At 61.6% G+C, this 26,105-nt stretch carries 25 protein-coding genes and 1 pseudogene; 13 read left to right on the top strand and 13 right to left on the bottom strand.

What is annotated here, in order from left to right:
- Positions 1-14: 14 nt before the first annotated feature.
- Entirely contained in the window at positions 15-629 is a 615-nt protein-coding gene (locus RI444_RS20490) for a TetR/AcrR family transcriptional regulator (RefSeq protein ID WP_179012736.1), read from the bottom strand.
- 219 nt (positions 630-848) lie between these two features.
- Between RI444_RS20490 and RI444_RS20485 the strand changes: the two genes are divergently transcribed.
- The 4 genes from RI444_RS20485 to RI444_RS20470 all read left to right on the top strand — a co-directional run bounded on the left by RI444_RS20485 (position 849) and on the right by RI444_RS20470 (position 5,745).
- Positions 849-1,646, top strand: coding sequence for a tyrosine-protein phosphatase (locus RI444_RS20485; RefSeq protein WP_207605393.1), 798 nt, complete (start codon positions 849-851; stop codon positions 1,644-1,646).
- Between the two features lie 48 nt (positions 1,647-1,694).
- On the top strand, positions 1,695-3,143 hold the full coding sequence (locus RI444_RS20480) for an APC family permease (protein ID WP_179012734.1): 1,449 nt from the start codon (positions 1,695-1,697) through the stop codon (positions 3,141-3,143).
- 170 nt (positions 3,144-3,313) lie between these two features.
- Positions 3,314-4,915, top strand: coding sequence for an amidohydrolase (locus RI444_RS20475; RefSeq protein ID WP_207605394.1), 1,602 nt, complete (start codon positions 3,314-3,316; stop codon positions 4,913-4,915).
- The gene (locus RI444_RS20470) at positions 4,912-5,745 is read left to right on the top strand and encodes an SDR family NAD(P)-dependent oxidoreductase (RefSeq protein ID WP_207605395.1); all 834 of its coding nucleotides are present in this window, start codon (positions 4,912-4,914) and stop codon (positions 5,743-5,745) included. The genes RI444_RS20475 and RI444_RS20470 overlap by 4 nt, the downstream gene beginning before the upstream one ends.
- A gap of 48 nt (positions 5,746-5,793) precedes the next feature.
- Here RI444_RS20470 and RI444_RS20465 read toward each other — a convergent pair.
- Positions 5,794-7,022, bottom strand: a pseudogene (locus RI444_RS20465) (ATP-binding protein).
- Between the two features lie 135 nt (positions 7,023-7,157).
- Between RI444_RS20465 and RI444_RS20460 the strand changes: the two are divergent.
- Complete coding sequence (locus RI444_RS20460) at positions 7,158-7,625, top strand: phage tail protein (protein WP_207605396.1); 468 nt, start codon at positions 7,158-7,160, stop codon at positions 7,623-7,625.
- A gap of 48 nt (positions 7,626-7,673) precedes the next feature.
- On the opposite strand, the gene RI444_RS20455 is transcribed toward RI444_RS20460, so the two are convergent.
- From RI444_RS20455 to RI444_RS20425, 7 genes are all read right to left on the bottom strand, one after another.
- A complete protein-coding gene (locus tag RI444_RS20455) occupies positions 7,674-9,032 on the bottom strand; it encodes a NosD domain-containing protein (protein ID WP_207605849.1) in 1,359 nt (452 codons plus the stop codon).
- A 59-nt stretch (positions 9,033-9,091) separates the two neighbouring features.
- Positions 9,092-10,039, bottom strand: a complete 948-nt coding sequence (locus tag RI444_RS20450) for a carbohydrate kinase family protein (RefSeq protein WP_062098482.1) — start codon at positions 10,037-10,039, stop codon at positions 9,092-9,094.
- Positions 10,040-10,051: 12 nt separating this feature from the next.
- A complete protein-coding gene (locus RI444_RS20445; RefSeq protein WP_207605397.1) occupies positions 10,052-11,599 on the bottom strand; it encodes a glycoside hydrolase family 32 protein in 1,548 nt (515 codons plus the stop codon).
- 38 nt (positions 11,600-11,637) lie between these two features.
- Positions 11,638-12,678: a LacI family DNA-binding transcriptional regulator gene (locus RI444_RS20440; protein WP_069696197.1), complete on the bottom strand. Its 1,041-nt coding sequence runs from the start codon at positions 12,676-12,678 to the stop codon at positions 11,638-11,640.
- Between the two features lie 61 nt (positions 12,679-12,739).
- Positions 12,740-13,663, bottom strand: a complete 924-nt coding sequence (locus tag RI444_RS20435; RefSeq protein WP_207605850.1) for a carbohydrate ABC transporter permease — start codon at positions 13,661-13,663, stop codon at positions 12,740-12,742.
- A gap of 5 nt (positions 13,664-13,668) precedes the next feature.
- A complete protein-coding gene (locus RI444_RS20430) occupies positions 13,669-14,556 on the bottom strand; it encodes a carbohydrate ABC transporter permease (RefSeq protein ID WP_021472957.1) in 888 nt (295 codons plus the stop codon).
- A 79-nt stretch (positions 14,557-14,635) separates the two neighbouring features.
- Entirely contained in the window at positions 14,636-15,922 is a 1,287-nt protein-coding gene (locus tag RI444_RS20425; protein WP_207605398.1) for an ABC transporter substrate-binding protein, read from the bottom strand.
- A 549-nt stretch (positions 15,923-16,471) separates the two neighbouring features.
- Between RI444_RS20425 and RI444_RS20420 the strand changes: the two genes are divergently transcribed.
- The 7 genes from RI444_RS20420 (at position 16,472) to RI444_RS20390 (ending at position 23,411) form a co-directional block, all read left to right on the top strand.
- Entirely contained in the window at positions 16,472-16,666 is a 195-nt protein-coding gene (locus RI444_RS20420; protein WP_193592595.1) for a hypothetical protein, read from the top strand.
- A gap of 89 nt (positions 16,667-16,755) precedes the next feature.
- On the top strand, positions 16,756-17,961 hold the full coding sequence (locus RI444_RS20415) for a NosD domain-containing protein (RefSeq protein ID WP_179012724.1): 1,206 nt from the start codon (positions 16,756-16,758) through the stop codon (positions 17,959-17,961).
- 30 nt (positions 17,962-17,991) lie between these two features.
- The gene (locus RI444_RS20410) at positions 17,992-20,589 is read left to right on the top strand and encodes a GH32 C-terminal domain-containing protein (RefSeq protein ID WP_207605851.1); all 2,598 of its coding nucleotides are present in this window, start codon (positions 17,992-17,994) and stop codon (positions 20,587-20,589) included.
- Positions 20,590-20,705: 116 nt separating this feature from the next.
- A complete protein-coding gene (locus RI444_RS20405) occupies positions 20,706-20,933 on the top strand; it encodes a hypothetical protein (RefSeq protein WP_021472962.1) in 228 nt (75 codons plus the stop codon).
- An 87-nt stretch (positions 20,934-21,020) separates the two neighbouring features.
- Positions 21,021-21,824 carry a DUF1206 domain-containing protein gene (locus RI444_RS20400; RefSeq protein WP_021472963.1) on the top strand — a complete coding sequence of 268 codons (804 nt, stop codon included), beginning with the start codon at positions 21,021-21,023 and terminating at the stop codon, positions 21,822-21,824.
- 90 nt (positions 21,825-21,914) lie between these two features.
- Positions 21,915-22,835 (top strand): SDR family oxidoreductase, encoded by a 921-nt coding sequence (locus RI444_RS20395; protein WP_207605399.1) that lies wholly within the window; start codon positions 21,915-21,917, stop codon positions 22,833-22,835.
- A 30-nt stretch (positions 22,836-22,865) separates the two neighbouring features.
- Entirely contained in the window at positions 22,866-23,411 is a 546-nt protein-coding gene (locus tag RI444_RS20390; protein WP_021472965.1) for a cysteine hydrolase family protein, read from the top strand.
- Here RI444_RS20390 and RI444_RS20385 read toward each other — a convergent pair.
- The 4 genes from RI444_RS20385 to RI444_RS20370 form a co-directional block, all read right to left on the bottom strand.
- The gene (locus RI444_RS20385) at positions 23,408-24,274 is read right to left on the bottom strand and encodes an AraC family transcriptional regulator (protein ID WP_062099387.1); all 867 of its coding nucleotides are present in this window, start codon (positions 24,272-24,274) and stop codon (positions 23,408-23,410) included. The two genes, RI444_RS20390 and RI444_RS20385, sit on opposite strands and share 4 nt — an antisense overlap.
- 149 nt (positions 24,275-24,423) lie before the next feature.
- Complete coding sequence (locus tag RI444_RS20380; protein ID WP_021472967.1) at positions 24,424-24,684, bottom strand: hypothetical protein; 261 nt, start codon at positions 24,682-24,684, stop codon at positions 24,424-24,426.
- Complete coding sequence (locus tag RI444_RS20375; RefSeq protein WP_021472968.1) at positions 24,677-24,955, bottom strand: GlsB/YeaQ/YmgE family stress response membrane protein; 279 nt, start codon at positions 24,953-24,955, stop codon at positions 24,677-24,679. The genes RI444_RS20380 and RI444_RS20375 overlap by 8 nt, the downstream gene beginning before the upstream one ends.
- A 337-nt stretch (positions 24,956-25,292) precedes the next feature.
- Entirely contained in the window at positions 25,293-25,481 is a 189-nt protein-coding gene (locus RI444_RS20370; RefSeq protein WP_021472969.1) for a CsbD family protein, read from the bottom strand.
- 197 nt (positions 25,482-25,678) lie between these two features.
- Between RI444_RS20370 and RI444_RS20365 the strand changes: the two genes are divergently transcribed.
- Entirely contained in the window at positions 25,679-26,101 is a 423-nt protein-coding gene (locus tag RI444_RS20365; protein WP_031216712.1) for a hypothetical protein, read from the top strand.
- Positions 26,102-26,105 lie beyond the last annotated feature (4 nt).

Raw genomic sequence — 26,105 nt, 5'->3', positions numbered from 1 at the left:
TCGACCCCGTGGGGTCAGACAGTAGCTCGTACGAGAAGTCCATCAATGAGCAGCCGGACAGCCTCCACAGCCTGCTCGGCGTTCTCCGGTTTGCCGGCTGCAGTCGCCCCGGCGGCCCGGATTGCCCCGGTAATGGTGGCAGCCAACGCTCCGGTGGGTGCGTCCTGCGGCAACGTGCCTTCCTCCTGGGCGAGCTTCAAGTCCTGTGCAATCAGCTCCTCGAATGAGCGTGACGTTGAACCCAGCACGCCTGAGAGGGCCCCGACCAGATCGGGTCCCATGACGCCGTAGAAACGGCCCGCGGGTTCCTTCGTTGCCTCGACCAACGCGAAGGCCAAGGCGGTGATCCTCTGGGCAGGATCGGTGAGGGAATCGCGCAGGCTGATACCCCGCACATAGACTCCATCAGCAATCCGGAGATAGACCTCGCGGACAATCTCGTCCCGTCCCCCCGGGAAGTGGGCGTAAATCGTTCCCCGTGAAATTCCCGCCCGTTGGCTGAGGACCTCCAAGGCAGTCGCACCGTAGCCTTCCGAACCCAGAAGTTCCGCAGTGGTGTCCAGGATGTCTCCACGGGTTCTGATGCGATTCCGTTCCCGGAGCGACAGGGGCTTGTCAGCGGCGCTCATTTTCGTCCTTAGTGTGGATGGATAAGGTGATCTTCTTCACATCATTACACACTCACTTCGAAAAGTGAACAGTGTGTGCAGACTTTGGAGTAGTAGTCCGAGCCACCCTCCATACTCACAAGAACATTGAACATCATGTGCAGATTTTGAACTAGAGGTTTAACATCGATTTAACATGTTCTATTGCCGAACGATGCATTCAGGGTCTAGCTTTGCCGTATGAAACAGGTCACAGGCGGCTCGGAGCCTCGCATGCCCCTGCAGATGGTCCGGAATTTCCGGAGCATCGGAGGTCTGCGGGCTGGTGGCGGATCCCGCGTCGCGGACGGCCTCGTTTACAGGAGCGGACACTTTGGGTCTGCGACGACCCAGGACCGCCAGCTGCTGCGGGCGGCGTGCCTGCGCTTTATTGATCTACGCAACGACTGGGAAGCAGCTGTTGAAGACCGCAATGTTCCCGTCTGGAACGGCGTCCAGACGCCCCTCCAAACGCACGATGGAAGGGACGCCGGGCTCTGGTCGGCGGTCCGGGAAGGTCGGCTGGCCGAGCTCGCCGACACCTTGACCGCTGACGAGGCCGAAGACGCGATGCATCGACTCTACGCAAACGACATCGCGGCAAACCCTGGGGTCTTTGCTGACTTACTGGACTCCTTGGCCACTGGCAGCTTGCCTGTGGTCGTCCACTGTTCTGCAGGAAAAGACAGGACCGGCTGGGCCATTGCCATGCTCCTGACCGCCCTGGGTGTCCCTGATTCCGTAATCCGCAATGACTATACCCAGAGTTCTCTGCCCGAAAACCAGTACCTCATCAGAAATGCCGCAGGTGATGTCCCACCCCTTGACAAGCACCTGCGTACCATCCTCACACCGCTGTTGGAAGCCCGACCCAGCTATCTCGACGCTGCCTGGCACAGCGTCGAAAGCACCTGGGGATCGCGTCACTCCTATCTGGAAGATGGCCTGGGGATCACCCGGTCACTTACCCAGAAACTCCAAACCCGGCTCCTCGTCTGAGGAACCCAAGGCAACGGCTCCGGCCACCTTTTGTGAAAGAGAAATCCCATGATTGATAACGTCAGCGAGTTGCCGGCAACGACGCCGTCCAACGCTCCCGCATCGCAACCAGGCCACCTTCGCTCCAACAAGCTCGGCGTCTTCGCCATCGCCTTTTTCGTCATCGCTGCCGCGGCACCGATGGCGGCCGTGGTGGGTACCGGGCCGGTCGTCTTCGCCTCCGTAGGGGGCGCCGCCCCACTTATTTACGCCATCGCCGCGCTCCTGATCGCTTTATTCTCGGTCGGGTACCTGCGCATGAGCCGGTTTGTCGTCAACGCGGGTGGCTTCGTTGCCTACATCGCGAAAGGTCTCGGCACGCCCTGGGCCACAGCGGGTGCCGGACTGGCGGTTCTCATGTACCTGAGCCTGCAGATTGGGCTCTGGTCACAGTTCGGTGTTTTCGCCGGCCAACTGCTTGAAAGCATCACAGGTCTTTCCGTACCTCCGCTGGTGTGGATCGTCGTGTTGCTCGTCATTACAACAGCGCTCACGATGCGAGGGATCGATGCCAGCATCCGGCTTTTGGCAGTTCTCATCATCGGCGAAACCCTCGTTGTCGCTGCGCTGGTCATCGCGCTGGTGGCCAGTAAGGGACCCAAAGTCTTCTCTGTCAGCGGGTTCACCGCTGACAACCTGTTCAGCCCCGGCCTCGGCATCGCATTGCTGTTCGCTTTCCTGTGCTTCACCAGTTTCGAAGCAACCGTCGTGTTCTCCGAAGAAGCAGTCAACCCCCGCAAGACCATCCCGCGGGCCCTATATGCCGTGATCGCCTTCGTAGGTATCTTCTACACGCTTTCCATTTGGGTCATCGGCGGAGCCATCGGCGTCGACAACGTGCAGCAGACAGCGACAGATGACCCGGCCGGGTTCATCTTCAACCTCGCCACCGACAGCGGCGGCAACGTCCTGAGCATGGCTATGCAGGTCCTTGTCGTCACCAGTTACCTCGCCATGCTGCTGGGCCTGATGAACATGTTCGCACGCTACCTCTTCGCCCTCAGCCGCGCCGGAGTCCTGCCCACCCGACTGGCCGCTGTCTCCAAGGCCGGAAGCCCCTCCTCCGCAGCCCTAACCAACGGCATCGCAGTGGGAATCGTCGTCGTCGCCTTCCTGCTCTTCGGCGCGGACCCGATCACCGTGGTGTTCGCCTGGTTCAGTGCCTTGGCAACAGCGGCCTTCATCACCATCCTCATCGTGACGTCCATAGCCATTGTTGTCTTTTTCGTCCGCGCCAAAGACAACTCCAGTCTTTGGGCAACCAGGATCGCACCCGCCCTTTCAACGTTGGCCCTCTCCTACATCGGGTACGTAACCATCGAGAACTACGACTCACTCATCGGACCCGACAACGCCGCAGCGAAGTGGCTTCTCATTCTCATTCCCGTCCTGATGGTTGCGGGTCTGGTATTCGGCACAACGAAACGAACCATCGACTACGCCAAAGAGGCCGTATAGATCCTGCCCTGCCCGCTATCAGTCACGGCGGACGGCAACGAACGGTCTTCTCGGGCGACAGCCCTGACTCTTCCGGTCGGTGCACCACACCGACTGGCCTTCCCAACACCATTGGTATGTCCCCCTTGCGTGTCCTCCTTGGGATCGCAAATGAAACGAAGGAAGCATCTTTGGATACCGCATATGTGAACGGAAAGATCTACACGGTCAACTCCGCGCAGCCCTGGGCTCAAGCCATCCTGGTTGAGGCCGGGATGATAAAAGCAGTAGGAACAGACGACGAAGTACGCCAGCGACTGAGCAAAGATGCTCAGGTTGTGGACCTCGAAGGCCGGCTGGTCATGCCTGGAATCCACGACGCTCACCTGCACCTGCTGTTCAGCGGCCTGAAGTTCAAATTCGAACCGCACCTGAGCCCCGGCGGGAACCAACGGCGTGCCATCGAGGACATCAAGTCCTGCAACTGCAGCGGACCCGGCGATGGCGCCGGGAACACCTGGATTCTGGGCGGAGACTTCTTCCCACCCGACTTCGGGCCGGAAGGGGTTAACAAAGCCTTCCTGGATGAAGCCTTCCCCGACCAGCCGGTCTTCCTCTACGACTACACAATCCACCACGGCCTGGCCAACTCGAAAGCGCTGGAACTGGCCGGAATCACAGAGGACATCACCGACCCACCAGGCGGGCGCTACATCCGCGACGAAACTACCGGGACACTCACCGGTGAAATGGTCGAACACGCACGTTGGCCCGTTCTCAGGGCAATCCCTGACTACGCAGCCGCCATCAACGCCGACGCCATAGCCTGGGCTATTTCCGTCTGCCACAAATTCGGGATCACTTCAGTCCAGGAAGCATCAGCCTCACCCCAGGCACTCAAAGCATTCAAGGCCTTAGAAGATGCCGATGCCTTGAAAATCCACATCGCCGCCCACCTCGTCTGGCGTGACGAAGGTTTTGGCATGGCCAAACTCGACGTTCTGGAATCCACGATCGAATCACGCGCCGACTGGGCATCCAAACATGTTGACACGAACTTCGTGAAGGTATGGCTCGACGGGGCGCCCCTCCCGCCGCACTTCACCCAGGCAGACCTGGCAGAGGACGGAACGGTGGACGAGTCAAACATTCTGGTCCCACAAGACGAGTTCCTGAGCCGGCTCACAGAGTTCGACGCCGCAGGACTGACCGTGAAAATCCACTGCGCAGGGGAAGGCTCTACCAAGCGCGCCCTGGACACCATCGCTTTGGTCCGCCAAACCAACGGACCCGACGGCCCACGACATGAAATCGCCCACGCCGGTTTCATCGATGCGAACGACTATGGCCGGCTGGAGAAGAACAATGTAGTCGCCGAAATGTCACCTGCAATCTGGCATGTGCCCGAATACGGCCTCATGGACTACTACCACTTCAGTACAGTCCTCAAGCACCAGGCCCACATGACCGTCGGATCCGACTGGATCATCACTCCGGACCCTAACCTGTTCCCGGCGCTCCAAGGCATGCTCCAACACGGCGCAGAATCCATCGACTTGGACACCGCGATCGAAGCCATGACCCTCAGCGGCGCCCGCGCGGTCAACCAGGACAAGCGGCGCGGCTCACTGGAAGTCGGAAAATCCGCTGACTTCATCGTCCTTGACCGCGACATCTTCACACTCGACACCAGTGACATAGGAAGCACCGAAGTTCGGCGCACTGTCTTTGAAGGGGAAACCGTGTTTCTCCGGGAAGAACATCCCAAAGCCACCCTCGGGAGGACATCATGACGGGCAACGTCGCTATCGTCACCGGCGGTGGCACAGGAATTGGGGCCGCCTCCGCAGCAGCGCTGCGGAGCCAAGGCTGGGACGTAGTAATCTGCGGCCGACGCAGCGACGTTCTCACCCAGGTCGCCGGAGCGACGGGCGCCCACGCCGTTACCGCGGACGTCGCATCTGCCACAGACATGGAGACTCTTGTGGCAGAAACTGTGGAACGGTTTGGAAGCTTGAACGGCGTCGTTTTGAACGCCGGAATTGTGCGTCCCGGAGGTGCAGGCGAACTCTCCACCGAGGACTGGGATGCCATGGTCAGCACCAACCTGACAGGACCGTTCTTCCTGGTTAGGGCCGCATTGCCCCACCTGATCAATTCCGCCGGCGCCATCGTTGGAGTGGCATCGGCCGCCGCGCTCCGGGCAACGGCCGGGATCGCAGGCTATGACGCCACGAAAGCCGGTCTGGCCATGCTGATGCAATCCGTAGCCGTCGACTACGGTCCCCTCGGCATCCGGGCAAACGCCGTCTGCCCAGGCTGGACACGGACGGAAATGGCAGACATGGAAATGGGTGAATTCGCCGGGCAAATCGGCGTTGACCGTGAAGAAGCGTACGGCCTTGCCACCGCCTTCGTGCCCAGTCGACGGCCGGCAACATCCGCCGAAATTGCCAATGCCATTGCTTGGCTGCTCTCCAGCCAAGCGTCATACGTCAACGCAGCTACGATTCCGGTGGATGGCGGACTCATTGCGGTCGAGCCGGGAGCAATTGCATTCGACCCACGCGTCAGCATAGGCACATCAGCAGCTGAGCCACTCGGTACGGTCCTGCGCAGCTAGTTCCTCGCTGGGCCGGCACGCGACCGTTCCTCTCACCATTCCCCGGTGTCAGGAGCCGGCCGGGAAACTGACGATCACCGTGGTACCGCCGCCCGGGGTTTCGCTGAGGGTCAGTTCACCACCGTGCGCTTTTGCGATGCTGCTGCAGGTGGCCAAACCCAGTCCGGTGCCTGCGCCGTCCCCTGGACGGCGCAGGCGAACCAGCGGCTCCAAGACCTTTGCCCGGTCCTCCGGGGCGATGCCCTTGCCGTTGTCCGCAACAAAAACCGTGGCCCCGTGGTAGTTCGAGACTCCACTCACCCGGATCCGCAGATCGCGGTCCGGGCGCCGATAATTCATCGCGTTACTCAGGAGGTTTTGGAGCAACGTGCGCAATTGTCCGGGATCGGCGTAGACCGCAGCGTCTTCTATCTCCAGGATGCCGCGGTGGTCAATGCTCAAATCACGGGCGACGTCCCAGGCAACGTCGGAGAGCCGGGTGTATTCGGGGCGGATTCCGCCGCCCACCCGCGAATAACTGAGCACGTCCTCAAGCATCGTAAGCATGCGGTGGCCACTGGCTCCGATCCTTTCCAGGTACTTTGCGGCAGAGCCGGCGGATTGGAGCAGGGGGTCGTCTTCCACCAGTTCCACGTAACCGAGGATGGTGGTCAACGGTATGCGGAGGTCGTGGCTGACGCGGCCGGCGAAGCTTGCCAGCTTGGCATTGCTCTCCTTCAACTCGGCATAGGCCCTGTCCAGCTGGGTGGTCCGGTGCTGCAACTCCAGAAGTTCCACCACCTGCTTTGCCAGCACGTCCAGGATGCGCAGTTGATCCGGGGTCAGGTCCCGGGGTTCGTCGGAGAAGACACAGAGAGTGCCGGGCACAAAGCCGGATTCCGTCTCGAGTGGAATGGATGCGTAGAACCGCACCGCACCGATGTCGCCGGTGACGAAGGGATTGTCCGTGAACCGCTCATCCTGCCTCGCGTCGGGAACAACGGTCCTCTCCCGCGAGTGGAAGACCTTCGCGCACATGGAGTCTTCGCGCGAGCAGATGCGGCGGTCCACACCCCACGCGCCAATCTGGTGCTGGGAGTCCGCGCTGATGATGTTGACTACCCCGAACGGAACACCGCACAGTTCGGTGGCCAGGCGCACCAGGTTTTGGAGGGCGCCGGCCACTGCGGCATTGGGCAGGAGCGGCGAATCGAGGGACGGGTCCAGTCCGTATCACGCAGGGTGGTGTCCCTGCCGGCTTCATCGGTGAACGCCAGCTGCCCCTGTGCACCCGTCATCAATACGGCCCCCAAGCTTCTTTAGGATTACCTGCTGATGATACCCAAGAGGCTGCTGAGCAGGATCGGAGAAGCAAGGCCCGCCACCACCGGCATAAGGTGAACCAACAAACAGGAACCCACGAAGGAGGAGCCATGCCTTACACCGTCGACTTCCAGAACGTCTCCACCGCGGGGCTTGAGTCTTCCCCTGTCGCGGAAGCGCTCGCAGGGCTGCGGGCCAACGAAGCGCGGTACTTCAAGAACAAGTACAACCACGTCTTCACCACGGTCCTGGCGGAGGAATCACCGGAGATCGTCGACTACGTGAACCGGGTCCTCAAAGAAAGGGACCTTGTCATTGAGTCGCGGCCCCTGGAGGTCACGTTCTTTGAGGTGGAGGGCACTCGCTGGACCTACGTTTTCTACGAATCCGGCCTGTCCATCAACGTCCTGTACGGACTTGAGGAGGGATCCAAGCGGGCTGTTGGCTTCAAGCTTTCCCAAGGCATGGAGATCCCGGCGGAACTGGCCGGCACCTTCAAGTTCGCACGGCAGAAGTCCAAGCTGGCAGGAGAGATCCGGGGATCGTTCTTTGTGATCAAAGGCCAATACTCCATCTGACTGGCAGTAGGGGTTGTTCCCAGCGCTGGGAACAACCCCTACTGCCAGTTACATGCCGGGTGTAGCCGTCAATTGGATGCCCGGCGTGGCCCTCACCGCGTTGGTGGTCCGGTCGGCCACCACCTGTGCTTCGCTGCCGGAGTCCAGGACGGTGTTGTGGACAGAGGCGGATTCGACCAGGACGGTGGTCACTTGCAGTCCTTCCGTAGCCCGGCTTGCCAGCAGTGCGTCCACCTGCGCTTCAAAGCAGGATTCGCTCGATGTGGCCTGGACATCCTTGGCCGCCACGTGGTTGGTGGAGACCATGTTGCCCGCACCCTCGGCGAGTTTGATGATCACGGGGGCTGTTCCGGAGGGCCGGATGCTCTCCGAATCCACGATCAAGGAGAAGTGGTTCGCGAAGATCGAGTTGTCGTTGCCGTGGACGCTAAGCAGTCCAAAGTCATCGTCCAAGCCGTTGTCGATCCCGAAGAAGGGCGTCCAAGGTTCATGATCGCGGAGGAAGTGGTTGGTGGCCACGAGGTTCTCCGAACTGCCCTCGGCAAGGATCACCATCCCGGGGTAGAACGAGTGCAGGCGGTTGTTAGTGACGCTTGAGCGGGTGACCCCGGAAAGGTGGACGCTGCTGGCGCCCCGGGGGAACACGTTGTTGGCCGTTATCAGGAGGCCGCCATGGTTCTCCGCGTAGATCGAATGGCCTTTGAAGCCTGCGCCGATCAGGTTGTTGGTGATCTTGGATGCCTGTCCCCACCCCCGCAGTTCGATGCAGTTCCCGCATTCGGCAATGAAGTTGTCGTGGATGGAAAGCGCATCTGCTTTGTGGATGGCAAGGGCATGCTCCAGGTAGATGAACCCCATGCCATTGACACGGAAGGAGTCATTGGCGCTGGCAACGTGAATGCCGGTCTTGCCGTTGACGTACGTGTTCTCCGCAGGGAGCGCGGAGCCGTCCGGTGAGAAGTGCAGGCCATCGATGCAGAAGTCGGTGAACTCAACGGAACTGATCCGGGGGCTGCCCTCACGCTTGACGAGGAAAGCGGCCCCCTCTGATTCGTCCGCAGAGTCGCCCGCAGCGAGGTCCACCAGGATCCGGCTGCCCCCGGGCCACAGTTCGTGCAAACCGGACCATTCTTCCTGCGGCACGTTGAACCGGATGCTCGATGACGTGAAGCCATGCCCTGAACCTTGGATCCTGAGGAAGCTTATGTCGATCAGTACCTGTGTGCGCAGGCGATAATCACCGGGCGGAAGGTAGATCACCGCACCCGGCTTACCGCCGTCGTTCACGTCCGCGGCGGTTTGCCGCTGCTTGATGTCGGCGATGATGCTGTTGATGACTTCTCCGACGTCCTCGAAAGGGTTGCCAACAGGCCACGTGGTGACGTCGTAGTAGTTGTTGCTGGACATGGTGTGAATCCCCTCGGGGTGGTGGGTTGGGAGCGTGGTCATTCCTGGGCCTTTGTGGATCACGGGACCAACGCTTCCTGTTCCGGCAGGTCCATGTGCAGCTCGGCCAAAGTCGGCGGGTTGGCGCCCGCCCGGCGGACTGTGATGGCGGCAGCTTTGGCCGCAGTCCGACCCAACGAAGCCAGCACTGACGCTGAGAGACCTTCGCTTCCGCGATGCAAGAGGCCATGGATCAAAGCCGACATATAGGAATCGCCCGCGCCGATGGTATCTGCCACTTTGGACCCGACAGCGGGAACCACAGCGTGGGCCTGCGCGGTAGCAAGCACTGAACCCCGGGACCCGGCGGTGATGGCCACCAGCCGTGCGCCGAGTCCGAGGATGTGCCCGGGGACGTCGTCCAGGTGCACCCCCGGGTACAACCACTGCGCATCCTCGTCGCTGAGCTTGACCACGTCGGTGAGCGGGACCAGCTCTTCGAAGATGCTCCTGGCCTCAGCGTGGCTTCCCAAGAGGGCCGGGCGGATGTTCGGGTCATATGTCACCAGGCAGCGCTCATGGGATTGGAGCAGCAACTCCTTCACGGCCGCTGCTCCGGGGGCCAGGAAGGTGGCAATCGATCCCGTGTGCAGGATCTTGGGCAAAGTGGCCGGAGCCGTTCCGGGAAGGGTCCAGCGGATATCAAAGTCGTAGTGTGCTGAGCCGTCGTCAGCGAGCGTGGCCGTTGCCGTCGCGGTCCGGCCCGGGCGCCGGGAGCCCGGCAGGAGGGTCACGCCGGCACCGCTGAGGTGCTGTTCGATGGCAGCCGCCCGGGGGTCGTCGCCAATCGACGTCAAAAGCGCGGTTTCAACCCCCAACCGGCCTAAGCCGTAGGCAACATTGGTTGGTGATCCTCCGGGATGTTCCACGGACCCTTGGGCTGAAACAACGATGTCCATGATCGCTTCGCCCACCACCAGGACTTCCAGCGGGTTCCTGGGGTCAGAGGTTGGCCGGGTACTTTGCATCGGGAGTCCTCCTTAAGCGAGCTTCGAAACGGCGAGTTTGAGCAGGGTTGCCCGGCTGTCCGTCAGGGTGAGCCGGTTCTCCAGGCTGCGAACGTCCGGGAAGACGAGGTCCGTCAGGACAACGCGGCCATCTTGGGCGAACACTTCCACTGAGCAGTGATCGGCCACGATGAGCAACTTGAGCAGACCGTCTTCCAGTTCAAGGGGCGCTGATTCAACGGACGGGAACTTCTGGTGGAAGCCGGTGTTTCCGGAATTCCTGCGGTCCAGCGTGAGCCGGGCAGTGGTTGGATCGTAACGAAGGTACGTGCCTTGCGCGCCGTCTCGGCTGCCGAACAGCAGAAACTCCACCAGGCCTTCGCCTTCGAGCCGCATTTCGGCGTCGATCACCTGCGCGCTTCCCGGTTCTGCGTCCGGCAGGCTAAAGGGAGGATCCCCGGGTTCAAGGTCGCTGCCAGCCGGCAGTTCGGGCAGGACTGGTTCCTGGACCAAACGGGGCGAGCCTTCGACCGTGACGAGCCGAAGCTCGCGGGGGAGTGTCATGGCCGAACGCCACGGAGAAGTGGGCAACTCGTTGGCGTAGTCCCAGTTGCTCATCCATCCGATGATGATGCGCCGGCCTCCCGGAACATTGCTGAAGGAGACAGACGCGTAGCAGTCGCGTCCCCAGTCCAACCAGAGGCAGTGCTGCAGCGCCTCGGTGCGTGCCTCCGCATCGGGCAGGGCGGACAGCCCGGCAGGGGCGGCGAGGGCAGCTGCGTCCGGAACGAAACGGACGCCGTCGAACTGTCCCACAAAGTACTGGCCGCCCGACCCTCCGGCCACCGCGCCGGGGTTCACGTTGACGATCAGCACCCACCTGGTGTCCGCCGGGTCCCCGTCCAGTGCCAGCGGAAAGAGGTCAGGACATTCCCACTCGCCCTCATCGGCATTGGCCGGGCCGAACTCACTGAGGAAATCCCATGATGTGAGGTCGTCAGAGCGGTACAGGACCACCTTCTGCTGTTGGGCTTCGACGGCGACCATCACCCAATAGGCGTCACCCCCGCCTTCGTAACGGAAGACTTTGGGGTCCCGGAAGTGGGCTGAGCCGCGGGTGAGCACGGGATTTCCGCCGTACTTTTGCCAGGTTAAACCCGAATCGGTGCTGTAGGCCAGGGACTGCGCCTGAGTGCCGCTGTATTCGGTTCCCGGCTTGAAGGCGCTTGTATAGATCGCAACCAAAGCGGGCGCGTCAGCCGTGCCGAAACCGGACGTGTTGCCGTGGTCCACCACAACGCTGCCGGAGAAGATGTCTTCGCGCTCATCGCAGGCGATAGCCACCGGAAGCTCCGTCCAATGCAGGAGATCCGTGGACGTGGCGTGCCCCCAGGACATATTGCCCCACACGTTGCCGGAGGGATTGTTCTGGAAGAAGAGGTGGTACAGGCCGTCGTGGAAAACCAGGCCGTTGGGGTCATTGAGCCAAGTGTCCTTTGCCGTGAAATGGATGGCAGGCCGGAACCCGGAATCTTTGTCCGGAGCTGTCTCCGGGCGTGCGGCATCAAGGCTAGTGGACATGTGTGGCGTTCCTCTTGGAAGTACGTGGAAAGGGCGGCTTACCGGGGAGCCGCGATCGAGTCGCGGCGGACCAGAGGGCAACCCAGGATGGTCGGGTGGAGGGCCAGCGGATCGAGGTCCGCCTTGCCTTCAATAGCGTCAATCAGGTGCTCGGCAGCCCAAGCACCCATCTCGTAATGCGGCAGGGCCACAGTTGTGAGCCCCGGGTAGAGGTTGGCGGCGATGAGTTCCTGGTCGTCGAAACCCACCACGGAAAGGTCGGCAGGGATGGTGAGGCCCAACTCCGCGGCGGCACGGTAGGCGCCCATCGCCATGCGGTCGTTGTAGCAGAACAGGGCCGTCGGCCTGTCTTGGCCCGACAAGATGCGGAGGGTCGCTTCGTAGCCGCCCTGCACTTCGGAGAGTTCGGACTCAACAGGTGCCCCATCGCCGTCGAGCCCTGCTTCGTTGAGCGTGGCACGGAAGGCATGGAGGCGCTCGCGGGTGGCGGGGACATCATCGGTGTTGTTGATGAAACCGATCTGCGTGTGGCCGGCTTCCAACAGGGCGCCGACGGCGGCACGGGCGCCTCCGTCTTCGTCCGGGATCACAGCCGCGATGTTCCCGGCGGTCGCCACCGAGTCAACCAGGACCGACGGGACGCTGCCGAGGTTGGACGGCAGTTCCACGTTGCGGTGGTACATGGTGGCGTACAGGATGCCGTCCACCCGTCGCTCCAACAACGCCTGGACGTCGGCTTGCCGCGATTCGAGGCTGGCTGAGCCCGGCGTGTTGATGATCATCAGGTTGTACCCGCGGGCCTTCGCGGCTTCATCCGCACCGAGGATGATCCGGCCGGCGTGCGGGGTGGTGGCGATTTCCTCACTCACCAGGCCAAGCATGCCGGTCCGCTGCGTGCGAAGCGCTTGTGCCAGGCGGTTGGGACCGTAGCCGAGCTCTTCGGCAACGCTCCTCACCTTGTCCCTGGTTTCGGGGCTGACCCTGGCGTAGGAAACCTCGTTGAGGACGTGGGAAACAGTCGTGACGGACACGCCGGCGGCGACGGCCACATCCTTGATGCCCACGTTCTTGTTGCTCATCTGTCTCCCACGTCCTTATGGTCGGTTTGCCCTGGGGGGGGGCTATCAGTAGGCTACTGCGTCAGCCCTTGACGGCGCCGAGCGTCATGCCCGCGACGATCTTCCGTTGCAGCAACAGTGTCAGCAGGATCACCGGGATCGAGTACACCGCCGCGAGTGCAGTCATGGATCCCCAGTCGAGCCCGAACTGGGTTTGGAAGTTCGCGATCACTACCGGTGTGGTTTGTGAACGGATGGCGGTCATCAGGAGTGCAAACAGAAACTCGTTCCATGAGGCCAGGAAGGCGAAGATCGCGGTCACTGCAATGCCGCCTGATACTACCGGGATCACCACCCGCCACAACGCACCCAGCCGGCTGCAGCCGTCAACCGTTGCTGCTTCCTCCAGGTCCCGCGGCACGGCTTCGAAGAAGCTGGACATGAGCCAGATGGAGAGCGGCAGGGAAATGGTGGTGTGCGCAATGGACAGTGCAATGGGAGTGTCAGCCAGTCCCACCGAGGCCATCATCGACGCCAACGGGATGCCGATCGCCACCGGCGGAACCATGCGCGTCACCAGGGCGGCCATGATGAACACCCGGCCGCTCGGGGTTTTGTACCGCGTGATGCCGTAAGCCGCAGGAATGGCCAGCACCAGTGAAAGCAAGGTGCTGATTACCGCGGTCTGGATGCTGTTGATGAACGACGCCACCACACCGCCACGGCCCAAAGCATTGACGTAGTTCTCCAGCGTCCATTCCTTGGGGAGGATGGTGGGCGGAACTGCAATAGTGTCGATCGGCGTCTTGAATGACGTGAACAACAAGTAGAGGAACGGGAAACCGTAAAGCACCATGGCTGCCGCAAGCAGTATCCACAGGATGGTCCTGGTGCTGCGGCGGCCTGCTTCGAGGCCTTCACGGTTGACCCCGCGGCGCCTGCGCGGAGGCTGGGAAGCCGGAAGGTTCGACGTCGGCGGGCTGGCTTTGCTTGGTGCGCTCACCATGGTCATCAGGTGTCCTTTCCCGGCCGCCAGATGGTGGCCACCGCGAAGAAGGCGACGGCGAGCATCGCGATGAGGTAGATGGTGCCCATGGCGCTCGCAAGGCCCGGATCGCCGAAGCGGATCATGGTCCGGTAGATCAGGAGGCTCATGGTTTCGGAGGCCGACTGCGGGCCGCCGTTGGTTTGGATGAGGATGGTGTCGAAAGCCCGGGCGGCGTCGATTCCGCGGACAACCAGTGCCACGGCGATCACGGGACGCAGCAGCGGGATGATGATCCGGAACAGGAGGGCCGGGGCGCGTGCGCCGTCGAGGCGGGCGGCTTCGATCAGGTCACCGGGTATGTTCTGCAGGCCCGCAAACAGCACGAGGCACATGAACGATGTGGTGAGCCAGATGTCCGGGATCGCTACCGAAAACAAGACGATGTTGGGGTCGGACAACCAGCCGATCTGGTTGGGATTTTCCAGGAGTCCGGCTTGGTGGAGGAGGGTTCCGATCAGGCCGAAGTTGTCGATCATCAGGAACTTCCACAGAAGGCCGGCCACGATCGGCGCGATCATCAACGGGTAAAGGAAGACGGTCCGCCAGATCTGTGACTTCTTGCCGAGCGTTGTGAAGAGCAAGGCCATGCCGAGCCCGAGCGCGAACTCGAGGGTCACCACCACCAGGGTGTAGGCGAGGGTCCGCCAGCCTGCACTGGTGAAGGCCTCGGACGCGAAGGCGGTGACGTAGTTCTGGAAACCCACGAACTCGCGGGGACCGCCGGCGATCGGCGAGATCTTGAAGAAGCTGTCTGCCACCAGGCGAAACAGCGGGTAGGCGACGAACACGGCCAGGAACAGGGCCGCGGGCGTCATCAGGAAGAGGGCAAAGCGGCGATCGGAGATACGCACGGTTTTCTTTTCTGCTGGTTGTTTTCTGCTGGTTGGAGCCGCGGCCGGCACGGTCTTTGTGGTGCCGGCCGCGGAGTCTTTACTTCAGGAGGTCCTGGACCTGCTTCTTGGCGTCGGCCAGGAGGGCGGAGGTGTCGCCTCCGGCCACGGCCTTCTGCAGCAACGGAATCAGGACGGTGTCCACGATCTGCTGCCACTTTGCCGTTGCCGGACGGGTTGCCGTGGCGGGGGCGTTGAGGGTCTCGATCAGCGGCTTGAAGCTCTCATAGCCCGGCTGGTCCTGGTACTTCTCGAAGGCGCTGATTCGTGCTGCCAGGCCCAGCTTGGAGTCGATACCCATGCTGTTGTAGTCGTAGGCGCACTTGACGAACTTCTTAGCTGCCTCGGCGTTCTTGGTGGCCTTGGGAACCGACAGGTACCACGGTCCCGGGACACCCGCGACGCCGGCGCTGCCACCGATCATCGCAGCTGCACCCACCTTGCCTGCCACGGGAGAATCCGCGGGGATCTGGCGGTAGGCGTGGGCCCAGAAGCGGGTCATGGCGGTCTTGCCCTGGTTGAACAGGTTCTGCGCTGCCGCCCAGTCAACCTGTGCAGCACCGGTCGGGGCGGACTTGGTGAGGCTCACGTAGAAGTCCAGGGCTTCCTTGTGGGCGGCGTTGTCGATGACCACGTTGTTGTTCTCGTCCAGCACCATGGGAGACCCGGCCTGGAGCACGTGTGCCAGCCATTCGGTTTCCACGGCACCCTTCACGTCCGTGCCGAACATGCCGTCCTTGGTGAAGAACTCGGAAATGTCCTGGTACTGCTTCCAAGTCTTGGGTGCTGCCAGTTCATAGCCGTACTTGGCTTGGAAATCCGCCTTGTTCTTGGCGTCCTCGAACAAGTCCTTGCGGTACAGAATGATCTCGGCATTGGTCCAGGCCGGCATGCCGATGAAGTGGCCGTCCACGTTCGCTTCCTTCACAAGCGCCGGGAAAATGTCCTTCTTTGCCTCGTCGGTGAAGAGCTCATCGATGGGCTGGACGGCGTCCTTGAAGCTGGGGAGCCACACGGAGTCCAGTGCAGCTACGTCGAAGGAGACATTGCCGGAGGAGAACTCGCTGGAGAGGCGGTTGAACATGCCGTCGTAGGGGAGTTCGACGAAGTTCACGTCCACGCCGGCGTCCTTCTTGCATTGCTCTGCCACGCCGGTGAGCTCAGCGTGGCCGCCGGCTTCCACCAGCACGTTGACAGTGCTGGAGCCGCCCGATCCGCCGGACGATGGTGCGGCACCGCCAGCGCCACAACCGGTGGCAACGAGTGCGACGGCGGTGCACAGCCCGCCGAGGGAGACGAGCTTGGAAATGGTCTTTCGAGTGGACATCGCTGTCGACTCACTTTCTCTTGAACGGAAATTGCAGAGAGATGGTGGAGCTGATGTTGGCTTGAAAAATCGTTTTGCCAAAACGACTTGGCACCGACATTAGAGCTAGTTGCGCCGATGTGTCAACAGCCTTCTTCGAAACAATTCGGGGCACTTGACGGCCTGGATTCCTAAGCCATAAAGTGATCGACGCCACTCGACAAATCGTTTTGGCATATTTTGGCTGGCTCGGCCGCTGTTTTGGCTGGGCTCTGGGGGCGTCGGGGCTGCACTTTTGGCGGGGTGTGCACCCGTACCCGCTGGACGCACCTCTACCCGGGGGCGCACCTCTACCCGGGGGCGCACCTCTACCCGGGGGCGCACCCGTACCCGCCGGGTGCACCCAAACTCCGGGGAGCGCTTGGCGCGAAGTGGTGCGGCACTTTCCACGAACGGGTGCGCTTGGCGTAAAGGGGTGCACTGCTTCCCACGAACAGTTGCGCCAAGCCCAGTTAACTCCCTCTTGTCCCAGTACAAAGCCCAGTCAACCGACAAGTTCAAAGGAGAATCATGAACCCATCCGAGCCCCTCAGCCGAAGGAGCATCCTCCGGTTGTTCCCGGCAGCGGCACTGTCCGCAACCGCCGTCGTACTTTCAGCGAAGGAGGCCTTGGCCAAGAACAAGCCGGACACGCCAAATCCGCATCAAAGCCAAGGAAGCACCCAAGCCGCACAAGGGCATCGGGCCATTATCGGAATGCTGTAAAACCCGGCATCAAGGCAACAGAAGCAACGCACAAGCAGTCAACGCACGGCCATAAAGCAGTACCCCCAACGATGTGAGGAGAACACGCTATGACCACTGTCTACGACGTCACCACCTGGTCGGTCCCCGGGAATCCGTCGGCCACGCCCTATAACGACATCGGGCTCATCATCAACAGCATCATCGCGGACGTGAAGTCCCAGCAGACCAATCAGGCCTCCAAACCCGGCGCCGTGGTTTACATCCCGCCGGGAGACTACTCCTTGAAAACCCGTGTCAACGTGGACATCAGCTTCCTCACCATCCGCGGCTCAGGGCACGGATTCACGTCCAGCAGCATCCGATACAACGCCGGCAACACCTCCAGCTGGCACGAAATCTTCCCCGGCGGCAGCCGAATCCGTGTCGAAAACACGGACGGCAACACTGAAGCTTTCAGGGTTTACCGAACCGGCGACCCGCGCCTCAGTTCCATTGTCTTTCAGAATTTTTGCCTCGACGGTGTGTCCTTCAGTACGAACCAGAACTCGTACGTGAACGGCAAAACGGGTATCCGCTTCGATTCGGCCAATGATTCCTGCCGGGTTGAAGGAATGGGAATGGTCTACCTGGAGCACGGGCTGGTGGTGCGGGACACGGACGCCCTTAGTGTCAGTGGCAACTTCCTGGCTGAATGCGGGAGCTGCATCGAACTCACGGGCTCGGGGCAGGCATCCAAAGTGACTGACAACCTCATCGGCGCCGGCTATGTGGGCTTCTCCATTTTCGCCGAGGGCCATATAGGCCTTCTGGTCAGTGCCAACAACGTATTTCCCCGCGGGAAGAGCAGTGTCCATTTCAAGGACTGCACTCGTTCGTCCATCACGGCCAACAGGTTTCACGCGTTCTACCCGGGGATGGTGAACTTTGAAGGCAATTGCACTGAGAACCTCATTGGTGCCAACCATTTCCTGCGGCAGGTGGAGCCTTTTGATCCGCTGAAGCCCTACAACAACGGATTGGATGACCTGTTCGGCCTGGTCCATGTTGCCGGGAGCGGGAATACCGTCACAGGGAACCATTTCAGCTACGACGTACCCTCCGGGTCGGTGACTCCCTCAGGTCAGAAACCGACCATCATCCTGGTGGCCTCGGGCGCCAACAACTACATCGCTGCCAATAACACCATCTCCTCGGTAGCGGCGAACACGGTAGTGCTGGACGGATCCACCACCGGGACCAAGGTGCTGGATAGCGGCGGTGCGGGTGAGTTTGTGCATTACACGAGTTCCTACTCATTCCGGGCAACCCCCTGACCCGTCGCTGAGAAGGAAGGTCTGTCAATGATGACAAGACGCACCAAACGTGGACTGCCGGCGTTGGCGGCGGCCGCCGTCGTTGCTTCATTCACCTTGGTGGTGGCCGCGACTGCCGCGCCCGCCCCGGCGCATGCCAGCGATCCCGACCCCGCCACCCAGCAGTACCGTCCCTATTTGCACTACACACCGGTCAAGAACTGGATGAACGATCCCAACGGGTTGGTCTACTACAACGGCACCTACCACATGTACTACCAGTACAACCCTTACGGAACCACGTGGGGCAACATGAGTTGGGGGCACGCGACGTCCACGGATTTGCTGCACTGGACCGAGCAGCCACTCGCAATCCCGCAAACCTTCAACGGCAGCGGACAGGCTACGGAGGACATCTTTTCCGGTTCAATCGTGGTTGATTCACAGAACACCAGTGGATTCGGGACGTTGCAGAATCCGCCGATGGTGGCTGTGTACACCAGCAACTTCACCGGCAACCACCCCACGCTGGCCGGCAAGCAGGCCCAGTCCCTGGCCTACAGCACGGACAGCGGCCAAACCTGGACCAAATACTCGGGCAATCCTGTCCTCAACAGGAACACCACGGACTTCCGGGACCCCAAAGTGTTCTGGTACCAAGGGGCAGCTGGCTCGTACTGGGTGATGTCCGCCGTGGAAGCCAACGAGCACAGGGTTTTGTTCTACAAGAGCACAGACCTTAAGAGCTGGACGTACTTGGATGACTTCGAACCAGCCAACGCGACGGGTGGGCAGTGGGAGTGTCCGGACCTCTTCCCTCTCGCGGTGGATGGGAACCCGAACAACATCAAGTGGGTGCTGGTGGTCAACATCAACCCGGGATCCGTGGCTGGTGGCAGCGGGGGGCAGTACTTCGTAGGCAGCTTCGACGGCACAACATTCACCTCCGAAACCACTGATCCAGTGGATGTGGCCCCACCGGGAACCCTGCTCGCGGGGTTCAACGGAGGAAGCTACAGCGGATGGAACGTGAGCAACGATCCCGCCAATCCCGGCGGTCCGTGGGGGACAGCCCCGCCCGGCGGAACTCTGGCAGGTCAGCAAACAGTTACCGGGTCGATCGGTGCCGGCCTGGTGAACGGCTTCAACGGGGGAGATGTCCCAACGGGCACCTTGGAATCCGATCCGTTCACGATCAGCAAGGACTACATCAATTTCCTTGCCGGTGGTGGAAACCACCCGCGGCAGGCAGGGGAGCAACCCGGCAACACGCCACCCCCCGGGTACCTCCTGTTCGACGGCTTCGATTACCCGGGAACCCTGAGTGCGGCCGGTTGGCAGCTGACCGGAGACTTTGAGGCAGCCAGAAACCCGTCAACCGTTGGCGGTGAGTACGCGATCGGCAAACGCATCAACACGTTCGAGGGCGGCCCCAACGCTGACAACAACACCGGAACAATCACGTCCCCGGAGTTCTACCTCACCAACACCAATATCGGGTTCCTCCTGGGCGGCGGCAACCGGACGGACGGCCAACTCCAAGTGGAACTCCTGGTCAACGGCGTGCCCGTGCGAAGCACCACGGGCAGCAATTCGGGTGACATGAACTGGAAGAACTGGGATGTAACCCCGTACTACGGTCAAATAGCCCGCATCCGGATTGTGGACAACGCCACAGGGGCATGGGGCCACCTGACGTTGGACAACATGGTCCTCGGTTCGGAGCCGGCAAAACCGCGAAGCAGTGAAACCACCGTAAATCTCATGGTCAACGGACAGGCCGTTCGAACCACCACCGGTTCCAATTCCGAACATCTGGAATGGAAGGCCTGGGACGTCAGCGCCTACAAAGGAAGCGAGGCAACCATCCGGATCGTCGACAACAACCGTGGCGGTTGGGGCCACATCCTCGCGGACGAGTTCGTAGCCTCTGACATCACGCGGCCGGAACAGCACGACTGGTTGGACTGGGGCCGGGACTACTACGCAGCCGTTTCCTTCAGTAACGCCCCCGACGGCAAACGGATCATGGTGGGCTGGATGAACAACTGGGACTACGGGCAGTCCACGCCAACAAGCACGTGGCGGGGAACCATGGCGTTGCCCCGCGAAGTCCAGCTCACCCAAACCGCCCAGGGACCGCGACTCACGCAGAAGGTGGTCCAGGAGGTGGACGCGTTAAGGAACACAGGTGCCGCCTACACCGCATCCGCGCAGGACATCGCTCCGGGGACCAGCACCCTTCCCGTTTCAGGGGACGTGGTGCAGGTGGATGCGGAGTTCTCCCCGGGGACGGCATCGGCGTTCGGGCTGAAGGTCCTGGGTAATTCAACTGAGGCCACCAAGGTTGGTTACGCAACAAGTTCGGGTCGCGTTTTCATCGACAGGACGGCCTCCGGCAACGAAGGTTTCCATCCGGCCTTCGCCTCTGTGGATGACGTACCCGTCCAGCTGATCAACGGCAGGCTTCGGCTGCGGCTCTATGTGGACAGGGCCTCCGTGGAGGTCTTCGCGCAGGACGGTCTGGCTACGCTGACCGACCAAGTGTTTCCGGCAGCGGGCGCGAACACATTGTCCCTGTTTTCGGAGGGAGGGACTGCCCGACTCGAAAGCCTCACCGTCACGCCGCTTCACAACGCGATGTGGTAGCCGGTGAGTGAGGCTCGACGGCGGCCGCGCACCCAGGCGGCCGGTCGCCGTCGGGCCTTCCACGATCTTGAGCGAATCTTGAGATGACCCGGCGTCGTTCTTGAGGACCCCGTCCGATGGTTGAAGTGTCAGCCGAGGAGCTGGCGGAACCTGCCGGAAGGACTGCCGAAATGCCCGACCAGATCACCGTCACTTCATCAAGCACGGATGCCGCACAGCTTGCCGGCGGAACGCACGCCCCAGTGGACGGTCAAGATCGCGCAGTCACCTCGATCCGCGAGCAGTTCAATCCCCTGGGCGTCGGCCTCCGGAGCATTTGGCCCCAGTCGGTCTGCGGCTACTAGCCAGCACTCACGTGGCCCCGGCACGCTTCCGGTGGCACCATGGTGTTCAAGTCCTAAGTCATCAGGAGGCTTGTCATCAAAGAAGAGATGCGGAAGGCCGCAGACGCAGCCGAGGAAGCCTCGAACTCGCGGCCCTTTGAAATTGCGGCGCGGTCCGGATTCGCTGTGAGCGGGTTGCTTCACGTGCTGATCGGTGTCATCGCCGCGCGCTTGGCCTTTGGAAGCAGCGGCGAAGCGGATGTTTCCGGTGCCATCGCCGAATTGGCCGCCCAACCCTTCGGCCCGTTGCTGCTCTGGGTCTGTTTCGCTGCCTGCGCGGCCCTGGCTCTATGGCAGTTGTCCAACGCTATCTTCGGCCACCGCAACCAGTCCCATCCCAAGCTCTCCAAGCGCCTTTCCGAGGCAGGCCAAGCGGCGGTCTTCGCTTTTGTGGCCGTGACCATCATGTCCTTCGTCGTTGGGCAGGCGCGCAACAGCCGTCAATCCAGCAGTGACCTCACCGCCACCCTCATGCAATCTCCCTGGGGCGTCGCGTTTCTGATAGCTGCGGGAGCCGGCGTCATGGTCACCGGCATTGTGTTCGCGGTGCGTGGTTTCACGAGGTCGTTCAAGAAGGACCTTGTCCTTTCGCCGCACGAAGGACCACGGAAATTCCAAGTAGCCGTGGGAACGGTGGGATACGTCGCCAAGGGGTTCGCGCTCCTTCTTGTGGGACTGCTTGTGGTCATCGCTACTGTTACCGCCCGGCCCGAGCAGTCAACGGGGTTGGACGGCAGCCTTAAGGCCCTCAAGGAACAGCCCTACGGACCGTACCTCCTTGCCGCCGTGGCCGCGGGCCTGATTGCGTATGGCCTGTTCCTCATGGTCAAGTCAAAGACCATGAGGACCTAGCCGCAGTTTCATAGTGCGGCACCCTGGGTACAAGCCGGGTGGGACGTTAAGCGTCGCGCACCAGTGAACCGATTCTGAAGGGGCAGGACCATGACACAAAGCGATCCGGAACAGCAGGGAAACCACAAGCTCACGGCTCCGCCGAAGGACCCTCGCAGCGGGTATCACTCCGGGGAGTTTCCGCAGCAGGAGCAGAAGCAACCGGGCCTGACCAAACCCCTGGAGCCCCAGCCCGATCACGGTGAGTCCAGCTACGTCGGCCACGGCCGGCTTGAAGGCAAGACGGCGTTGATCACCGGCGGCGATTCCGGCATTGGCGCGGCGGTGGCCATCGCCTACGCGCGAGAGGGTGCCAACGTCGCCATCAGTTACCTTCCGGAAGAGGAAGAAGATGCGCGTTCGACGGCGGAATGGATCCGTGAGTGCGGCGCGCGGGCACTCCTGCTCCCCGGAGATTCGCGTGACGAAGGATTCGCAACCGAGATCGTGGAACGTACAGTCCAGGAATTCGGCGGGCTCAACATCGTGGTCCTTAACGCGGCCTACCAGAAGAACCGCGAGGGGCTTGAGACCATACCGACGGAGGAGTTCGACAGGGTCTTCAAGACCAACCTTTACTCCCTGATGTGGACCGCGCAGGCGGCCATTCCGCATCTGCGTCCGGGGGACTCGATCATCGTCACCGCCTCCATCCAGGCCTTTAACCCGTCTGCTCAGCTGGTGGACTACGCCATGACCAAGGCGGCGCAGGTGGCCTTCACCAAAGCGATGGCACAGGAACTCGGCCCCAAGGGAATCCGCGTCAACGCTGTTGCCCCGGGTCCCATCTGGACGCCTTTGATCCCGGCGACCGAGTGGCCGGACAAGCTCCCGTCGTTCGGGCAGGACACCCCGCTGGGCCGCGCGGGCCAACCCGCTGAGCTTGCCCCGGCATACGTTCTGCTCGCTTCCGACGAGGGTTCCTACATTTCAGGTGCCGTGCTTCCCATCACGGGCGGCAAGGGCCTTTAACTCCACGACAAGAGAGGTGCCACTGCGCTGATGATCGCTGTTCTGGTAATTGACATGCAGAACGCCTTCTTCGAGGACCCTGCCCTCAAGCAGAGACGCGAGGAAGTTGTGGCTGCCTGTAACTCACTGACCAGCGGGGCGCGGGAGGCGGGAGCCAAAGTTCTCCTCATTGGAACCGAGCATGAGCGGGACAAATCGACGTGGAGCCTGAACATGCTCGACGACGATCAGGGCTTTATTTTCCGGGGCAGTGAGCAGGCCGAGTTTGTTCCCGGCCTGCTCACAACCGACTTCCCCCAGATGGTCAAGACCCGCGACAGCGCCTTCATGGGAACAGACCTGTGGATGCGCCTGCGGAACTGGGAGGTGGACACCGTGGTCCTGGCGGGAGTTTCCGCGCATAACTGCATCGCGCAGACGGCGGCCGACGCCTTTGCCCACAACATCCGCGTCATCTATGCCGCAGATGCCATCGCCACGGAGAACGCCGAAGCCGCCGAAGCCGTGTTGCGGATTCTCACGCGGGAGTACAGGCAGCGGGTGCTTCCCTTGGAGGAAGTCCTCGCGTTGTTCTAGGCGGGCTGCCCTTCCGGTTCCACGGGGATCCACAACTGCCCGCTGCCATGGGTACCGCCGGGCTGGGCCTTGACGCTCAAGAGCTCCGGACCCGGGGCCCATCGGTACGGGTTGGCAGGGAACCATTCCGTTGCTGCGTCGGCCCACATGCGCTGCAGGACTTCGGGAAATTTTCCCTCGGTTTCGAAAACAACCCACTGCCCGGCCGGTACCTCGAGTACGTCAAACCCCTCGGGTGCCGGCCCCGTGGTGGCCACGGCATGCCAATAGTCCAGTTCACTGCCTTCGCTGCGGGACTCCTCGATGTTGACTGTCACGGAGACCGGGCCTGTCGGCTCAGTGTCCACCAGTTCCAGCAGACGCTTGGTGACGGCAGGGTCGATGCTGCGCTGGAATTCAATGATGGCCGGATTGGGCCCTTCATGGACGAGCGGAACCCTGGTCTTCCGGCCGACCAGCCGGAAAGCGGCTTTGTTCACTATGCGGTGCTTCATGTCTATGTTCCCTTCGATACGCAGGTGGAACCTCAATTGAGGTTGGGAACGGAGGACGGCGTTGGGACGCCGGGCGTCCGAAGGCGTCAACCCGTGGTACGCCTTGAAGGCGCGGCTGAATGCCTCGGCGGATCCGTAACCGTACCGGACGGCAACATCGAGCACACCGGCGCCCGCGATGATTTCAGCGGTGGCAGCAGTCAGGCGCCGTCGGCGCACGTATTCCGAGACGGGCATCCCGGCCAAGGACGCGAACATCCGCCTGAAGTGATACTCGGATGTGAGGGCGGTCCTCGCCACAGCCTTCATATCGACGGCGGCAGCCAAGTCCTGCTCGATGAGCTCGATAGCCCTGTTCCATTCGTGCATGGGATCCTCCATTCCGAAAATCACCCTACGGCGCCGGTTGGGGCTCCGTCCCGACTATCCGTGCCCGAAAATGTCAGGCACAGCAAGAACCCGGACGCTCCCCTGGTGCGTCCGGGTTCTTGCTTATTCAGTTTTTGTCAGGGGCAGCGCTAGGGGTGACCCGTGCCTGCAGCTTCGTCATCCGGCTCGGAGGAGAAGGGGCGATCCTCCGGGGTGTCTTCGGTGTTCCGCTCGTCAAGCTCCGCATCCGCAGACGGGACGGTCTTTTCCGCGTAATCACCAGTCGTGTAGTCGCCGCCGGCGTCCTCTTTGAGGGCTTCGGGTGATGCTCCCGCGTCCCCGTAGTTACCCTCCGAGTACTGGCCTTCCATGTCTTCCGGGTCGGAGCTCGGTGTGGTTCCGTTAGCCATGGTGCGTCCGGTGCGTGCGACGTCCGGTTACCAGGCCGTAGACCAGCAGCACGAGGATCGAGCCGCCGATAGCCAGAAGCCATGTGCGGATGGCGAAGAATTCGGTGAGTCCCTCACCGAAGATCAGGCCGCCGATCCAGCCGCCCAACAGGGCGCCAACTACGCCCAAGAGGAGGGTCACCAGCCAGCCGCCGCCTTGGCGTCCGGGAAGAATAAGCTTGGCAATTGCGCCTGCCAAAAGGCCTAGGAGAAGAAAACCAAAGAAACCCATTTTTGCTCCTACTTTCTTGTTGATGGAGATTCCATGAACTCTGTGAAGCGGTTCAGTTCATCGGGTCGGGAAATCAAACATCCGGGCGTGGAAGAAATGCCTCCTTCTCACCCCGGACATATGGGGGAATGGAGTGGCGTGAGAATTACTGTAAATCTAGAAACCCAACCAAAGAGCACTCCTGTCGACTGGTCCACCACGGGACTACACTTGCAACGCTAGCCGCTCCCGGAAAAAACAGCAAGTAACCTGACTATTTTGTTGCGAAGCCCCGTGGTGCATGGTCTCTGCGGTCCGGCAGTGGACGGTGAAGCCCCGGTTCCCGGGGTGTGACAGCCTATTTCTTGCCGAAGGCGTCCCTGGCCGCGTCCTTCAACTTCTCGCCCGCCTGCTTGATGTTGGCAGAGGCCTGGTCGCCTGCACCCTCGGCCTGGAGGTCCCGGTCTCCGGTTGCCTCGCCGGTCTTTTCCTTGGCCTTGCCCCCCAGGTTTTCGGCGGCGTTCTTGATCTTGTCATCCAGTCCCATGGTTTTAACTCCTCGGGTTGCGATGTTTCATTGCCTGCGGTGATTCCGCTGGTTGGCAACAAAGTTTAGTCGAATGTTTCAATTCAGCAAATGGCCATTAACTCCACTCCCCGGGTTCTGCAACGGAAACCGGCGTGACACTGCAGATACACACCCGCTAGTGTCATAGGAAATTGCACGTCGAAAGGAGTGGACCCATGAAAGGGAAAGTAATGTTCGCCGCTGGTGTCGCGGTGGGGTACATCTGGGGATCAAAGTCCTGGCCGGAGGTGTACCGTCGCCTTCGTGGCGGTTCGGAGAAGGTACTGAAGAACCCCGAGGTCCAGGAAAACGTGCACCATGTGGCCGAGACGGTCCAAGAATCTGTTCCGGAGATCGTGGACAACCTCTACGCGACGGGAAAGAAACTGGTGGAAAAGGCCGAGGCCTTCCTGCCCGGCACCCGGGACGGAAAGGGTGACGAAGCAAACGGTGCGGAGGACCGTCCTGCTACGACGTCAACGGTCAAAGGTGACGTCGTCTCCGATCCAGCGCTCGATGACACCACCGGAAGCGACTGGACGGACGAAGGCGGCGCAGCACCCGAGGGACCTGCAACCAACACCCGGCCGAAGCCCTGATCGC

This window comes from Paenarthrobacter sp. AT5 (assembly GCF_032764245.1).
Taxonomy (GTDB): Bacteria; Actinomycetota; Actinomycetes; order Actinomycetales; family Micrococcaceae; genus Arthrobacter; species Arthrobacter ureafaciens.
The sequence above is the reverse complement of the archived record's forward strand: the minus strand, read 5'-3'. Positions and strand labels throughout refer to the sequence as shown.

Bases quoted from the DNA above. Each gene is read 5' to 3' on its own strand.
- RI444_RS20435 (WP_207605850.1), bottom strand. From the start codon at position 13,663: ATGGTGAGCGCACCAAGCAAAGCCAGCCCGCCGACGTCGAACCTTCCG.
- RI444_RS20445 (WP_207605397.1), bottom strand. From the start codon at position 11,599: ATGTCCACTAGCCTTGATGCCGCACGCCCGGAGACAGCTCCGGACAAA.
- RI444_RS20380 (WP_021472967.1), bottom strand. From the start codon at position 24,684: ATGGCTAACGGAACCACACCGAGCTCCGACCCGGAAGACATGGAAGGC.
- RI444_RS20375 (WP_021472968.1), bottom strand. From the start codon at position 24,955: ATGGGTTTCTTTGGTTTTCTTCTCCTAGGCCTTTTGGCAGGCGCAATT.
- RI444_RS20420 (WP_193592595.1), top strand. From the start codon at position 16,472: ATGAACCCATCCGAGCCCCTCAGCCGAAGGAGCATCCTCCGGTTGTTC.
- RI444_RS20410 (WP_207605851.1), top strand. From the start codon at position 17,992: ATGACAAGACGCACCAAACGTGGACTGCCGGCGTTGGCGGCGGCCGCC.
- RI444_RS20405 (WP_021472962.1), top strand. From the start codon at position 20,706: ATGGTTGAAGTGTCAGCCGAGGAGCTGGCGGAACCTGCCGGAAGGACT.
- RI444_RS20390 (WP_021472965.1), top strand. From the start codon at position 22,866: ATGATCGCTGTTCTGGTAATTGACATGCAGAACGCCTTCTTCGAGGAC.
- RI444_RS20485 (WP_207605393.1), top strand. From the start codon at position 849: ATGAAACAGGTCACAGGCGGCTCGGAGCCTCGCATGCCCCTGCAGATG.
- RI444_RS20400 (WP_021472963.1), top strand. From the start codon at position 21,021: ATGCGGAAGGCCGCAGACGCAGCCGAGGAAGCCTCGAACTCGCGGCCC.
- RI444_RS20415 (WP_179012724.1), top strand. From the start codon at position 16,756: ATGACCACTGTCTACGACGTCACCACCTGGTCGGTCCCCGGGAATCCG.
- RI444_RS20455 (WP_207605849.1), bottom strand. From the start codon at position 9,032: ATGTCCAGCAACAACTACTACGACGTCACCACGTGGCCTGTTGGCAAC.
- RI444_RS20480 (WP_179012734.1), top strand. From the start codon at position 1,695: ATGATTGATAACGTCAGCGAGTTGCCGGCAACGACGCCGTCCAACGCT.
- RI444_RS20370 (WP_021472969.1), bottom strand. From the start codon at position 25,481: ATGGGACTGGATGACAAGATCAAGAACGCCGCCGAAAACCTGGGGGGC.
- RI444_RS20450 (WP_062098482.1), bottom strand. From the start codon at position 10,039: ATGCAAAGTACCCGGCCAACCTCTGACCCCAGGAACCCGCTGGAAGTC.
- RI444_RS20365 (WP_031216712.1), top strand. From the start codon at position 25,679: ATGAAAGGGAAAGTAATGTTCGCCGCTGGTGTCGCGGTGGGGTACATC.
- RI444_RS20440 (WP_069696197.1), bottom strand. From the start codon at position 12,678: ATGAGCAACAAGAACGTGGGCATCAAGGATGTGGCCGTCGCCGCCGGC.
- RI444_RS20385 (WP_062099387.1), bottom strand. From the start codon at position 24,274: ATGCACGAATGGAACAGGGCTATCGAGCTCATCGAGCAGGACTTGGCT.
- RI444_RS20395 (WP_207605399.1), top strand. From the start codon at position 21,915: ATGACACAAAGCGATCCGGAACAGCAGGGAAACCACAAGCTCACGGCT.
- RI444_RS20490 (WP_179012736.1), bottom strand. From the start codon at position 629: ATGAGCGCCGCTGACAAGCCCCTGTCGCTCCGGGAACGGAATCGCATC.
- RI444_RS20425 (WP_207605398.1), bottom strand. From the start codon at position 15,922: ATGTCCACTCGAAAGACCATTTCCAAGCTCGTCTCCCTCGGCGGGCTG.
- RI444_RS20460 (WP_207605396.1), top strand. From the start codon at position 7,158: ATGCCTTACACCGTCGACTTCCAGAACGTCTCCACCGCGGGGCTTGAG.
- RI444_RS20470 (WP_207605395.1), top strand. From the start codon at position 4,912: ATGACGGGCAACGTCGCTATCGTCACCGGCGGTGGCACAGGAATTGGG.